The following is a 13,528-nucleotide window of genomic DNA, read 5'->3' as shown; positions in this document are numbered from 1 at the left end:
ATGAATGTACGACTGAAACGTGCCAGAGAACTGGCAGGCTATGCGGTGCAGCTGACGAAGGACGAGGGCCTGCCCACCATGCTCAAACGGGGCGCGGGCTTTGTCAAGCGCCGCTGCTTTGGCAAGCGTGCCCGCTATCTGCCCGCCAAAAAGGTGCTGGAAGCCCAAAAAGCAGAAATGGTCGGCAAAATGGCGGCAGACTGCGGCCTGCCCACCATCAGCATCCTGACCCCGCTGTATAATACACCGGAAAAATACCTGCGGGAATTTCTGGATTCCTTTGTGAACCAGACGGCCCCCAACGGTCAGCTTTGCCTTGCGGATGCTTCCGATGCAGAACATGCCGATGTGAAGCGCATCGTAGAGGAATATCAGACAAAGAATCAACGCATCGTATACAAAAAGATCGAAAACAAAGGCATTGCGGCCAACACCAATGCTGCGGCAGAGCTTGCCGCAGGGGAATATCTGGCCCTTGCCGACCACGATGATATCCTTGCGCCCCACGCCATGTACACCATGGGCAAAGCCATTCTGCAGCTGCGGGCGCAGGGCGAGCCGGATGGCTTCCTCTACAGCGATGAAGCACTCTTTTCCAAGAGCATCCAGCGGCCCATGGTGGCCCACTTCAAGCCGGATTACGCCCCGGACTACCTGCTGTGCTGCAACTACATCTGCCACTTGGCGGTGTTCCAAAAGGCGCTGTGGGATGAGATCGGCGGGGAGCGGCCGGAGTGCGACGGCAGTCAGGACCACGATTTGTTCCTGCGCCTTGTGGAAAAGACCGGCGGCGCGGCCCATGTGCCGCAGGTGCTGTACTACTGGCGGGTGCACGCAGGCTCCACCTCCGGCGGCACCGATGCCAAGCCCTATGTGGCGGCAGCAGCCAAAAAGGCGCTGGCCGACCATCTGGCCCGCACCGGACGCACCGGCACCGTGGAGGATGGCCTGTTCCCCAGTACCTACCGGGTGAAGTGGGATATCGTGGGCGACCCGAAGGTAAGCATCCTCATCCCGAACAAGGACCACACCGACGATCTGGAAAAGTGCCTGCACAGCATCTGGACCAAAACCAGCTGGGAGAACTTTGAGGTTATCGTCATCGAGAACAACTCCACCGAACCGGCCACCTTTACCTATTATAAGGAAGCCCGGCAGCGCTACGACGGCCTGCAGGTGGTCAACTACCCGCAGAAGGGCTTCAACTTTTCCGGCATCAACAACTTTGGCCGGCAGTACGCCAGCGGGGATTACCTGCTGCTGCTGAACAACGACGTGGAGGTGCGCAATGCGGACTGGCTCACGGAGCTTTTGCGGCAGTGTGCTCACCCCGGCGGCGCGGCCATCTGCGGCGCGGAGCTGCTTTACCCGGATGAGACCCTGCAGCATGCAGGCGTCGTGACCGGCCTTGGCGGCTACGCGGGCCACAGCCACAAATACCGCAAGGCGGGCGGCAGCGGCTACATGTTCCGCGCTGCAACGGTGCAGGACTTTTCCGCCGTCACCGGTGCCTGCCTGCTGGTAAAGACCAGCGTGTGGGACGAAGTGGGCGGTCTGGACGAAGCCTTTGCGGTGGCCTTCAACGATGTGGATTTCTGCCTGCGGGTGCGGGATGCAGGCTGCCGCATTGCGTGGACACCCTATGCTCAGCTGACCCATTACGAGAGCAAGAGCCGCGGCGGCGACGAAAAAGACCCGGTGAAAGCCCGGCGCTTTGCCGCCGAGCAGCAGCGGCTGTATGCCGTGCACGGCAAGGCGAACATTCTGCACGACCCCTACTACAACCCCAACCTGACCATGGACCGGGAGGATTTTTCCGAAAGCAATGATCTGCGCGGGCTGAAAGAGGGACGTATCACGGTGCAGTGGAGGAAATAACAGCATGAACATCAAGGGCCATTTTGAGACCATCACCCGGCACAAGCTGCTGGTGATGAAATACTGCTTTGCCTGCGGGCTCTATGAGCAGGGCCTTGCCCACGACCTGAGCAAGTACAGCCCTACCGAGTTCATTCCGGGCTGCATCTATTATCAGGGTGACCACAGCCCCAACGAAGCGGAACGCGCGGCACGGGGCTATTCCTCCGCGTGGCTGCACCACAAGGGCCGCAACAAGCACCATCTGGAATACTGGATCGACTACAGCACCCGGAAGGTGGGCCTTGCCGGCATGAAGATGCCCCTGCGCTATGTGTGCGAAATGGTGTGCGACCGCGTGGCCGCCAGCCAGATCTATCTGGGCGACAGGTACACCGATGCTTCCCCGTGGGAATACTACGAGCGCAGCAAGACCCACTACCTGCTCCACCCGGAGACCCGTGCCCTGCTGGAAGAGCTGCTGAAAATGGTGCGCGACCTTGGACATGACCGCACCTTTGAGCACATGAAATACCTGCTGGGCTGCGAAAAAGATTACTAAAAGGAATATTTTGCCTGAAAACACCGCTGAGGGAGACCCGGCGGTGTTTTTTGTATGCCATAAAACAACACATCCCCCAGCCCGTGCGGCGCTGCCGTTCAGGCTGGGGGATGCTTTTTGTGCAAGACGGGTGTTACTGCTCGTTCTCGTAGATCTGGATATAACGGGGTGCGTTCTTATCCTGAATGAACAGCAGCGCGGCGGTCAGGGCCACCGCCAGAGCAGTGAGGACGGCGAGCAGTGCTTTGAGAACCTTCATCGTTTCAAGCCTCCTTGGTAAGTCTGGCGCGGAGCGGGGGACGTTCCGCAGTTTTTGCTTGCCCTTAGTATAGCATAATCCGCATGCAAAGGCAAACACCGGATGCAGGAAGAAAAATACGGTGGTTAGTTGTATATAACCACGAAAAAATGAAAAGAAAGTTCAGGAAAACACATCATTTTTGTGCCATTGTCGTTGACTTCCCACGCCAAAATGATACAATAAACATGTTAAGCAGCTGCTGTCCCTGTACCAGTGCGCCTGCATGGGCGTGGGGGCGGCAATTCAAGCAGAATGGGGGATTTGAATTCCATGTTGAACAAGCTGAAACGTGCGGCGCTTGGCGCGCATACGCCGCATGACAAGGCAACTGCTGCAAGCAAACCGATCCCGATGCCTCTGCCCGCGCAGGTACGCATCCTCATGAGCCAGCATATCGGCGCTCCCGCCAAAGCTCTGGTCAAAAAGGGCGACGAGGTGTTCGTTGGCACAAAGATCGGCGAGGCTGGCGGCTTCGTCTCTGCAAACATCCACTCCAGTGTCTCCGGCACGGTTGCCGCAGTGGAGCCCTTCCGTCTGTCCAATGGCCGCATGTGCGACTCTGTCGTCATCAAGACCGATGGCAAACAGACCGTGGACCCGGCTGTCAAGGCACCGGAAGTGACCGATAAGGCCAGCTTCCTCAAGGCTGTGCGTGAGTGCGGCCTGGTCGGTCTGGGCGGCGCAGGCTTCCCGACCGACGTAAAGCTGCAGCCCAAGCAGCAGGTGGATACCCTGCTGATCAACGCTTCCGAGTGCGAAGTGTGGCTGACCAGCGATACGCAGGAGATGCTGAACTGCAGCGATGATATCATCCGCGGCATCAAGGCTGTGTTGCAGTATACCGGCATCCCGAAGTGCGTCATCGGCATTGAGAACAACAAGCCCGAGTGCATCGACCTGCTGTGCAAAAAGACCAATGGCGACAGCACCATCGAGGTCAAGCCCCTGCCCAGTGTCTACGGCACCGGCGCAGAGCTGATCCTTATTGAAAAGTGTCTGGGCCGCGAAGTGCCCCACGGCGGTCTGCCCGCAGATGCCGGCGCCATCGTCATGAACGTGACCAGCGTTTCCACCCTTGGCAAGTATCTGGCTACCGGTATGCCGGTGGTCGAGCGCACCATCACCGTGGACGGCGACGCCTGCGCAAAGCCCCAGAACATCGTTGTCCCCGTGGGCACTGCCTATCAGGACATCATTGATTTTGCGGGTGTCAAGGGCGAGCTGGGCAAGGTGGTTGCCGGCGGTGCCATGATGGGCCCCGCTGTGGAGAACCTGAGCTACCCCACCACCAAGACCACCTCCGGCCTGATCTTCCTGAGCAAGGCCGCTGCAGAGCCTGCACCGGTGAATCCCTGCATCCGCTGCGGCCGCTGCGTGGAGTACTGCCCCATGGGTCTGGAGCCTGTGGAGGTCAATCAGGCATACGCTGCACGCGATGTGCAGGAGCTGGGCAAGCTGCATGCAGACTACTGCTTCAACTGCGGCAGCTGCTCTTTCGTCTGCCCGGCAAAGCGCCCTGTTACCCAGATGATGAGTCTGGCAAAGGCGATCTACCTTGGTGAAATCAAAAAAGGAGGCAATAAGTAATGGATACGAAGCTTATTGTTTCGGCTTCCCCGCATGTGCGCAGCGAAGAGACCACCCAGAGCCTGATGGCCAACGTGATCGTCGCCCTGTGCCCCTGCGTGGTGGCCTCTGCCATCATTTTTGGTATGCGTGCACTGCTGGTAACAGCCGTGTCCGTGGTGGCCTGTGTGGCTTTTGAGTGGCTGTACTGCAAGCTGCTCAAGAAGCCCAACCCCATCAGCGACCTGTCCGCCGTCGTCACCGGCATCATTCTGGCCATGAACGTGCCCGTGGGCATGCCCATCGGCCAGCTCATCATCGGTGATCTGGTGGCCATCGTCATCGTCAAGCAGCTGTTCGGCGGCATCGGCATGAACTTTGCCAACCCCGCTCTGGTGGGCCGTATCGTGCTGTTCATCAGCTTTGCCGGTTCCATGAACAAGTGGGTGTTCCCGGATGCAGCGGTGGACCAGCTGTCCAGCGCTACCCCGCTGGCTGTGGCCGATAAGTCCAAGCTGAGCCTGCTGGATCTGTTCATGGGCATCCATGGCGGTGTGCTGGGCGAGACCTGCGCACTGGCCATCGTGCTGGGCCTGATTTATCTGGTGGCCACCAAGACCATCAGCATCGCCATCCCGGCTTCTTACGTCGGCAGCATGTTCGTGTTCTACCTCATTGCTACCCACAGTGTGCACGAGGCTCTGGTTGCCGTGCTGAGCGGCGGCCTGCTGTTCGGTGCCGTGTTCATGGCTACCGACTACGTTACCAGCCCCTTCACCCTGAAGGGCAAGCTGGTGTACGGCGTGGCACTGGGCATCGTCACCTTTGCCATCCGTTACTGGGGCAGCTACACCGAGGGCGTGTCCTTCGCACTGCTGTTCATGAACCTGTGGGTTCCCTACATCAACGATCTGACCCGTCAGACCCCGTATGGCTACATCAAGCCTGCAAAGAAAGCAAAGGAGGGTGCTGGCAAATGAGTAAGTCTTCCAACTGGGAGAGCACCATCAAGCCCATTGTTGTGCTGAGCGTTATCTCCCTGATCGCCAGCCTGCTGCTGGCACTGGTGAACGGCATGACCGCCCCGGTCATTGCCGAGAACACCAAGCGCACCACTCTGGCCGCTTATGTCGGCGTGCTGCCCTCCGTTTCGGATGCCAGCGAGCTGGAAGAAGTGACCGATTACACCACCGCCGGCATCACCGGCGTGGTCAAAGCTCCGGACGGCAGCACTGCCATCAAGGCCGAGGAAAAGGGCTTTGACGGCGGCATCCTGACCGTCATCATGGGCTTCGACGCCAACGGCGCCGAGACCGGCATCTGGGTAGACGCTTCCACCCAGACCAAGGGCATCGGCTCCAACGTGAGCAGTGACGATTTCCTGGCGCAGTTCGACGGCATGGACGGCACCCAGAACATTGTGATGAATCAGGATTACGACGCATACAGCGGCGCAACCATTTCGTCCACCGCTCTGTTTGCTGCCATCAATGACTGTGTCAACTGCTACAACGAGCTGGCGTAAAGGAGGTTGGTAAGAAATGGCACAAGAAAATAAGTCCAAGGTAAGCATCCTTACCAACGGCATTATCAAAGAAAACCCTGTTCTGCGTCTGGTTCTGGGTACCTGCTCCATTCTGGCAGTTACCACTGCAGTTTCCAGCGCTCTGGGCATGGGTGCCGCCTTCACCTTCGTGCTGGTGTGCTCCAATATCATGATCTCCCTGCTGCGCAAGGTGATCCCCGGCAAGGTGCATCTGCCCTGCTACATCGTCATTATCGCAAGCTTCGTGACCATCGTTCAGATGTTCATGCAGGCTTACATGGAAAGCCTGTACAACGCTCTGGGTGTGTTCCTGCCCCTGATCGTTGTCAACTGTATCATTCTGGGCCGTGCCGAGATGTTCGCCTGCAAGAACAGCATCGTGGACTCCGCACTGGACGGCGTGGGCATGGGCGTTGGCTACACCCTCACCGCTACCCTGATGGCATCCATCCGTGAGATCCTGGGCAGCGGCACATGGCTGGGCTTCCAGGTGATCCCGGAAAGCGTTGCCAAGGTCTCCATCATGACGCAGGCTCCCGGCGCATTCTTCTGCTTTGGCCTGTTGATGGCCGGCTGTGTGTGGCTGGAAGGCAAGCTGGATGCCCGCATCGAGCGCAAGAGCTGCTGCGACCTTGATAACCTGAAGAAGGAGGCAGAATAAGATGTTAGTAAAACTCGCTGCGATCTTCTTCAGCATGATCCTGGTCAACAACTACGTGCTGGTGAAGTTCTACGGTATCTGCCCGTTCCTGGGCGTTTCCAAAAAGCTGGATTCTGCGGTTGGTATGTCCGGCGCCGTCATCTTCGTCATGTTCATGGCAACGGCCGTTACCTTCCCCATCCAGATCTTCATTCTGGACCCGGCTGGTCTGAGCTACCTGCAGACCATCGTGTTCATTCTGGTCATTGCTGTTCTGGTGCAGTTCATCGAGATCTTCCTCAAGAAGTACGTGGTTGCACTGTATAACTCTCTGGGCGTTTATCTGCCCCTGATCACCACCAACTGCTGTGTTCTGGCTGTCACCATTCTGGTCGTGGGCGACTACGGCGCAGATGTGGCTGCTATGGGCTTCGGTGTTGCTTACATTGAGGCTCTGGTCTGTGCCATCGGCGCAGGCTGCGGCTTCATGCTGGCCATGGTCATGTTCAGCGGCGTGCGCAAGCGCGTGGAAGCCTGCGATCCCCCGGCACCCTTCAAGGGCCTGCCCATCACCCTGATCGCAGCAGCAATCACCAGCCTGTCCTTCATGGGCTTCGGCGGCATCGTCGAAAACCTGTTCAATGTCACGCTGTAAGGGAGGAACAGGATTATGAATATTGTATCTGCTGTTATCCTGTGTACCATCGTGGGCGCAGTCGGCGCGATCGTTCTGGTCGCAGCGTCCAAGTTCATGGCGGTGGAGGAAGACCCCCGCATTGAAGAAGTTACCAACTGCCTTGCCGGTGCAAACTGCGGCGGCTGCGGCTACGCAGGCTGTGCGGACTACGCAAAGGCTGTGGTCATGGACGGCGTGCCCTGCGACAAGTGCGCACCCGGCGGCCCTAAGGCTGCCGCTGCCATTGCCAAGATCATGGGCGGCACGGCCAGCGCTGTGGAAAAGAAGGCTGTTGTCCAGTGTCAGGGCAATTCCGAGCACTGCAAGCCTGCTTATGATTACAAGGGCATCCAGACCTGTGCAGCCGCTGCTGCACTGTACGGCGGCCCCAAGACCTGCTCCTTTGCCTGCGTTGGTCTGGGCGACTGCACCAAGGTGTGTAAGTTCGATGCCATCCACATTGTGGACGGTGTTGCCAAGGTGGACAAGGACAAGTGCACCGGCTGCGGTGCCTGCGCAAACATCTGCCCCAAGCAGGTCATCATGATCGACGTGGGCGGCCCGCGCAAGCCGGTGGTCATGTGCTCCAACAAGGACAAGGGTCCTGTGGCCATGAAGGTCTGCACCACCTCCTGCATTGCCTGCGGTATGTGCGAGCGCACCTGTAAGTTCGACGCTATCCACGTGGTGGACGGCGTGGCCCGCATCGACTATGACAAGTGCAAGGGCTGCGGCATGTGTGCCCAGAAGTGCCCCAAGCACATCATCCTCTTCCCGCTGAAGGATGACCCCAATCCCCCGAAGCCCGTGGTGAAGCCCGCCGCTCCCGCTGCTGCTCCCGCAGCAAAGCCGGAAGCCAAGGTTGAGGCAAAGCCCGAGACCAAGGCAGAGTAAACTGTAAACCAAAGCCCGCCGTGCAGCGATGCCCGGCGGGCTTTTTGCATAGAAAATGATTGGAAATGCCCTCTGCGTTGCTCTGGGCATAATTCAAGGAAATATTCTTTTGGATTTCGGTAGAACGGAACGCCTGCGGGCGTTCCGTTCTACCATTTTCACAAGAAAGGTCGCAGAGATGAGATGCATTTTCCAGTCACAGCCCCTCTCGTGAAAAAGCGTTTGGAGCGCTCCGCAGAGCTTGTCGGGGCAACGCCCCTCCATCTGCTTACGCAGACCGCTCTGCCGCTTGAAAGCCCCACTGGGGCTTTCATTGCTGTGCAAATGCGGTCGCTCCAAACGCGAAATTAAAAATGAATTTTCCGCTGAAGATGCCCAGAGCGCAAGCGGAGGGCATTTTAAATCGTCCGAACCCGGCGGGCTTTTTGCAACTTTTTGTAAGAAAATCCGGTTGCAATGATGCGGAATTATGGTTAAATAGAAGGAGGATATTTTCACAGAAAGAGGACGATTATGGAACAACAGTCTGCACGCCTGCGGAATACAGGCTTTCTTACTTTCTTCTTCAGTGGCATCTGTGCCATCAGTGCGGGCGTGGTGGTCAGCCTGTTGCAGGAGCGCTACGGCTTTGCCTACGGCATGACCGGCACCCTGCTCTCACTTATGAGTGTGGGTAATCTGCTGGCAGGCCTGCTCATCGGTATGCTGCCCAGTGTACTGGGCATGAAGCCCAGTGTGCTGCTGCTTACCATCGGCTATGCGGTGGGCTACGCCGTCATGGGCCTGACCGGTGTAGAGATCCTGCTGGCAGTGGCTTTCTTTGTGGTGGGCATTGCCAAGGGCAGTGTTATCAACACCTGCACCATTCTGGTCAGCGATCACTCTGCCGACCGCACCCGCGGCATGAACCTGATGCACAGCTGCTACGCCTGCGGTGCGCTGCTGTGCCCCTTCCTCATTGCGGCAGCGGCGAAGGTGAGCACTGAGCTGGCGGTGTTCCTGCTGGCGGCACTGGGACTTGTGCTGTGGCTGATATATGCCTTTACCCCGCTGGGCGGCGGCAAGGCCAAGAATGCCAAGGAAAAGCAGGCCATTGACTGGAGCTTTCTGCGTTCGGCACGGTTCTGGATGCTGACCGGCCTTTTGTTCTTCCAGAACGCTGCAGAGCAGAGCGTCAACGGCTGGATGGTCACTTACTTCAAGGGCAGCGGCATCATTGCGGGTACACTGGCGGCTTACACCGTCACGGTCATGTGGGGTGCCACGCTGGTGGCCCGTCTGCTGATCGCATTCGTGTTCCCGTTCAAGAGCCCGCGCAAGGCCATGGTGGGCATGAGCGTGCTGTGCACCGTGTTCTATGTGCTGCTGGTCATGGCCCACACGCAGGTCATGGCCATCGTGCTGCTGTTTGCGTTTGCGTTCTCCATGGCGGGCCTGAACCCCACCGCTGTGGCCAGCGCGGGCCGCATGACCAGCGTGACCAGCATGGGCATCATGCTGCCGGTGGCATCCAGCGGTGCCATCCTCATGCCGTGGATTATTGGCATCGTGGCCGAAAAGGCTGGCCTTGCCGCCGGTATGGCTTCCAACATCGTGCCCTGCGTGGGCCTGATTATTTTCACCCTGCTGGTGGCTAGATTGCCGGAGGAATAAACCCTCTCAGGCGCTATCGCGCCAGCTCCCCCGAAAGGGGGAGCTTTATGCGCTAAAACCGTTTGGTATTCTCTTTTCAGTAAAGAAAATAACCGTTGGGAAGTAGAAAAAGCTCGCCCTTTCGGGGGAGCTGGCATTGCACAGCAATGACTGAGAGGGTTATTTCTCAATGCCTCTTGCCTTCGCGCTGAACTCGCATCCGCAGTAATCCTGCCGGTACAGGCCGTATTCCTCCGAAAGCTGCAGGCTGCGCAGATAGCCGTTGTGCTTTTTGAAGTCCGAAGGCAGATGCTTTACGCCAAATTCCGCTTCCAGCTCCTGCCCGATAGCGTTGATGCGCTTGGCATCTTTATGCGGGCTGATGGACAGCGTGGTGGTGAACCAGTCGAAGCCGTTCTCACTGGCGTATTGCGCCGCCCGGCGCATCCGCAGCCGGTAGCAGATCGTGCACCGGCTGCCCCGCTCCGGCTCGTTTTCAAGGCCGGTGACAGCAGAGTAGAACTCCTGCGGGTCGTAGTGGTCCTCCACCACGGTCACGCCCAGAGGATGGGCTGCTGCCACGAACTTCTTCAGCTCTTCGCCGCGGCGGTAGTATTCCTCTGCAGGCCATGTGTTGGGGTTATAGTAAAGCACTGTGATCTCAAAATACTGGCACAGCTGTTCCAGCACTGCGCTGGAGCAGGGGCCGCAGCAGGCGTGGAGCAAAAGGCGCGGCCGGGTGCCGTCCAGCGTTTTGAGCACGGCATCCATCTGCTGTGCAAAATTCAATTGAGTTGCCATTTTTATCATCCTTTGCTATACTGATTGAGAAAATTCCTTAAAAAGCTCGCCCTTTCGGGGGAGCTGGCATTGCACAGCAATGACTGAGAGGGTTTGCTTTCTTATTATAACATATTCCGCTTGAAAATACAGGAGGCACCATGACACAGGAAAAGATCGCCCGCATCAACGAGCTGGCAAAAAAGAGCAAGACCACTGGCCTGACCGAGGCCGAAAAGGCAGAGCAGCAGGCCCTGCGCCGCGAATACATCGACGACATGAAGGCCAGCCTGCGCGCGCAGCTGGCCAACACCTCCATTCAGGAGCCGGACGGCACCATCCACAAGGTGACCCGCCGTGCCGACCTTGAGAACCCCCGCAGCTGAACGCACAATTTTGCGCACACTTTTTTGGAGGAAAACGCAGCCAAAAGCTGTGTTTTCCTCTTTTTTTGCACGGCGATCTGTGCTATACTATACTTGCATTGGTATGTGCTTTGTGTATGCCTGCTGATGTGTTTTCCCAAGGTGGCGTATCCCGGGCAAGGTGCACGGAAAAGGCTGTCTTTTGAAAAAATGATAAAGAGGTCATTTATTATGCTTACTGCAATTACGGGTATCAACTGGGGCGATGAAGGCAAGGGCCGCATGGTCGACCTCATCAGCCAGGAGTATGACATCGTTGCACGTTATCAGGGCGGCAACAACGCCGGTCACACGGTCAAGAACGAGCGCGGCAAGTTCGTGCTGAATCTGCTGCCCTCCGGCATCCTGCGTCCGAACGTGGTCTGCGTTATGGGCAACGGCATGGTCATCGACCCGCATCATCTGGACGGCGAGATCAACAAGCTGCGGGAGCAGGGCGTTGAGATCAGCCCGGCAAACCTGAAGATCTCCGACCGTGCAACCATCACCATGCCCTACCATGTGGAGCAGGACGGTCTGGAAGAAGCACGTCTGTCCAAGACCGGCGCACAGTTCGGCTCCACCAAGCGCGGCATTGCCTACGCTTACGGCGACAAGTACATGAAGAAGACCCTGCGCATGGGCGACCTGCTGCATTTGGACGACGCTGTGAAGAAGCGCCTGGTCACCATGGTGGATTCCAAGAATCTGGTCATGGAGGGCAGCTACAACGCAGCTCCCATCAGCGTGGATGAGATGTGGGCATGGCTCGAAAAGTATGCCGCCATCTTCAAGGACTACATCTGCGATGTGGGCCAGTATCTGGCCGATGCAGACGCTGCAGGCAAGAAGGTCCTGTTCGAGGCTCAGCTGGGCGCTCTGCGCGACATCGATTTCGGCATTTACCCCTATACCACCTCTTCCAACGTCATCGGTGCTTACGCTCCCATCGGCGCAGGCATCCCGGGCCACAAGCTGCACAACTCCATCGGCGTGATGAAGGCTTACTCCTCCTGCGTGGGTGACGGCCCCTTCACTGCCGAGCTGGCTATGACCGAAGAGGAAAAGCACGACCTGCGTGAGGCTGGCCACGAGTACGGTGCAGCCACCGGCCGTCCCCGCCGCGTTGGCCCCATCGATCTGGTGGCAAGCCGCTACGGCGTGTTCTGCCAGGGCTGCGATGAAGTTGCTCTGACCCTGCTGGACGTGCTGGACTACATGGAAAAGATCCCCATGGTCACTGCCTACAAGCTGACCGATGGCAGCACTACCACCCGCTTCCCCATGGGCGAAGCTCTGGACACCGCACAGCCCGTGGTGGAGTACCTGCCCGGCTGGCACTGCGATATCACCGCAGCCCGCAAGTGGGAAGACCTGCCCAAGGAAGCACGCGATTACGTGGAATATCTGGAAAAGGCTGTCGGCTGCAAGATCACCTACATCTCTGTGGGTGCCGAGCGTGAGGCTTATATCCACCACGTATGATCCCCTGCAAAGCTCCTGAATGATTCAGAAAAGGAAGCGTCACAGATGTTTGATATCATTACCGACAGCGCATGCGATCTGACGCTGGACACTGCCAAACAGCTCCAAATCGAGGTCGTGCCCTTCTATGTCTCGCTGGACGGCGAGCACTACCGCAAAGAAGGCAAGGAGATCGCCGTGCGGGACTTCTACCAGTTCATGGTGGACAACCCTTCGGCCTACCCCAAAACCAGCCTTGCTTCTATTGAGGACTTTGAGCAGGCATTCCGTGCCCATGCTGCTGCTGGCCGGGATGTGCTGTGTCTGGTGTTCACCAGCAAGATGAGCGGCTGTGTGGGCAGCGCCCGCAATGCCCGGGATCTGGTGCTGGAAGATTTCCCCGATGCCCGCATTGAGGTCATTGACAGCGCGGCGGCTACCGTTACCGAGTCCACCATGGTGGAAAACGCCGTGGCCATGCGGGACGCAGGCTGCACGCTGGACGAGACTGTGACATGGCTGGAAGCAGAGAAAGCTACCAACCAGATCTTCTTCACGGTAGGCAATCTGGACTATCTCATTAAGGGCGGCCGCATTGGCAAGGTGACGGGCCGTGCAGCCAACATGCTGGGCATCAAGCCGATGATCCTGTTCAAGGATGGCGAGATCTTCTCCGGCGGCGTGGCACGCGGCCGACAAAAGAGCTTTGAAAAAGCGCTGGAACAGCTGATGAACTATCTGGATGCCCACGGCGGCACCCCGGACGACTACCGCATCACCGTAGGCTACGGCTACGACGAAGAGGAAGGCAAGCGCCTGTGGATGCAGACCCGCGCGGCCCTGCGTGCAAAGTACCCCGGCGCACAGTGCGAAGTGGGCCTGCTGCAGATCGGCTGCACCATTGCCGTGCACACCGGCCCCTATGCGCTGGGCATGGGCGTGATGCGCCGCTGGAAAAAGCAGGGCTGAGATCACATTATATGAATTTTTGAACTCCAGAAAATCTATGGATTTTTTGGGGTTCTTTTTTTAGAGCAATGCTTCCCATACAGAGCGTATTCGAGTGGAACAGATTTCTTGACTTTTATGCAATTCTTCTCCACCGGATAAGTTCTCTTTTGCGTGCCAAAAGAGAACCAGAAAGGACGGCGGTGCCCGCAGGGCATGAAAGCCCCAGTGGGGCTTTTAAGCCGCAGACCGGTTTGC

Annotated in this window: 14 protein-coding genes; 12 read left to right on the top strand and 2 right to left on the bottom strand. The window is 57.9% G+C overall.

Annotation, left to right across the window (positions count from 1 at the left end):
- Both QZL71_RS09945 and QZL71_RS09940 read left to right on the top strand, forming a co-directional pair.
- The gene (locus QZL71_RS09945) at positions 1 to 1,878 is read left to right on the top strand and encodes a glycosyltransferase family 2 protein (protein ID WP_294648617.1); all 1,878 of its coding nucleotides are present in this window, start codon (positions 1 to 3) and stop codon (positions 1,876 to 1,878) included.
- Positions 1,879 to 1,882: 4 nt separating this feature from the next.
- Positions 1,883 to 2,419, top strand: a complete 537-nt coding sequence (locus QZL71_RS09940) for a DUF5662 family protein (RefSeq protein WP_294648616.1) — start codon at positions 1,883 to 1,885, stop codon at positions 2,417 to 2,419.
- A gap of 133 nt (positions 2,420 to 2,552) precedes the next feature.
- Here the strand turns inward: QZL71_RS09940 and QZL71_RS09935 are convergent, their stop codons facing one another.
- Positions 2,553 to 2,678, bottom strand: coding sequence for a hypothetical protein (locus tag QZL71_RS09935; RefSeq protein WP_005943878.1), 126 nt, complete (start codon positions 2,676 to 2,678; stop codon positions 2,553 to 2,555).
- Positions 2,679 to 2,972: 294 nt separating this feature from the next.
- Here QZL71_RS09935 and rsxC point away from each other — a divergent pair, with 294 nt between their 5' ends.
- From rsxC to QZL71_RS09900, 7 genes are all read left to right on the top strand, one after another.
- Complete coding sequence (gene rsxC, locus QZL71_RS09930) at positions 2,973 to 4,307, top strand: electron transport complex subunit RsxC (protein ID WP_294648615.1); 1,335 nt, start codon at positions 2,973 to 2,975, stop codon at positions 4,305 to 4,307.
- The gene (locus QZL71_RS09925; RefSeq protein WP_097774296.1) at positions 4,307 to 5,266 is read left to right on the top strand and encodes an RnfABCDGE type electron transport complex subunit D; all 960 of its coding nucleotides are present in this window, start codon (positions 4,307 to 4,309) and stop codon (positions 5,264 to 5,266) included. Before rsxC ends, QZL71_RS09925 begins: the two co-directional genes overlap by 1 nt.
- Positions 5,263 to 5,811 carry an FMN-binding protein gene (locus QZL71_RS09920; RefSeq protein WP_097777392.1) on the top strand — a complete coding sequence of 183 codons (549 nt, stop codon included), beginning with the start codon at positions 5,263 to 5,265 and terminating at the stop codon, positions 5,809 to 5,811. The genes QZL71_RS09925 and QZL71_RS09920 overlap by 4 nt, the downstream gene beginning before the upstream one ends.
- Before the next feature lie 16 nt (positions 5,812 to 5,827).
- Positions 5,828 to 6,493 carry an electron transport complex subunit RsxE gene (locus tag QZL71_RS09915; RefSeq protein ID WP_005943886.1) on the top strand — a complete coding sequence of 222 codons (666 nt, stop codon included), beginning with the start codon at positions 5,828 to 5,830 and terminating at the stop codon, positions 6,491 to 6,493.
- 1 nt (position 6,494) lies between these two features.
- A complete protein-coding gene (locus QZL71_RS09910) occupies positions 6,495 to 7,127 on the top strand; it encodes an electron transport complex protein RnfA (protein WP_005943888.1) in 633 nt (210 codons plus the stop codon).
- A 15-nt stretch (positions 7,128 to 7,142) separates the two neighbouring features.
- Entirely contained in the window at positions 7,143 to 8,042 is a 900-nt protein-coding gene (locus QZL71_RS09905) for an RnfABCDGE type electron transport complex subunit B (protein ID WP_294648614.1), read from the top strand.
- A 513-nt stretch (positions 8,043 to 8,555) separates the two neighbouring features.
- Positions 8,556 to 9,695, top strand: coding sequence for an MFS transporter (locus tag QZL71_RS09900; protein ID WP_294648613.1), 1,140 nt, complete (start codon positions 8,556 to 8,558; stop codon positions 9,693 to 9,695).
- Between the two features lie 159 nt (positions 9,696 to 9,854).
- Here the strand turns inward: QZL71_RS09900 and QZL71_RS09895 are convergent, their stop codons facing one another.
- Positions 9,855 to 10,484 (bottom strand): epoxyqueuosine reductase QueH, encoded by a 630-nt coding sequence (locus QZL71_RS09895; protein ID WP_154260760.1) that lies wholly within the window; start codon positions 10,482 to 10,484, stop codon positions 9,855 to 9,857.
- 131 nt (positions 10,485 to 10,615) lie between these two features.
- Here QZL71_RS09895 and QZL71_RS09890 point away from each other — a divergent pair, with 131 nt between their 5' ends.
- The 3 genes from QZL71_RS09890 (at position 10,616) to QZL71_RS09880 (ending at position 13,291) form a co-directional block, all read left to right on the top strand.
- Entirely contained in the window at positions 10,616 to 10,840 is a 225-nt protein-coding gene (locus QZL71_RS09890; protein ID WP_005943900.1) for a DUF896 domain-containing protein, read from the top strand.
- 210 nt (positions 10,841 to 11,050) lie between these two features.
- The gene (locus QZL71_RS09885) at positions 11,051 to 12,343 is read left to right on the top strand and encodes an adenylosuccinate synthase (RefSeq protein ID WP_044953951.1); all 1,293 of its coding nucleotides are present in this window, start codon (positions 11,051 to 11,053) and stop codon (positions 12,341 to 12,343) included.
- A 45-nt stretch (positions 12,344 to 12,388) separates the two neighbouring features.
- Positions 12,389 to 13,291 carry a DegV family protein gene (locus QZL71_RS09880; RefSeq protein WP_005943906.1) on the top strand — a complete coding sequence of 301 codons (903 nt, stop codon included), beginning with the start codon at positions 12,389 to 12,391 and terminating at the stop codon, positions 13,289 to 13,291.
- Positions 13,292 to 13,528: the final 237 nt, after the last annotated feature.

The organism is uncultured Faecalibacterium sp., from assembly GCF_900066275.1.
In the GTDB taxonomy this organism is placed as follows: domain Bacteria; phylum Bacillota; class Clostridia; order Oscillospirales; family Ruminococcaceae; genus Faecalibacterium; species Faecalibacterium taiwanense.
Note: the sequence above shows the minus strand (reverse complement) of the source record. Positions and strands in the feature narration are given on the sequence as shown.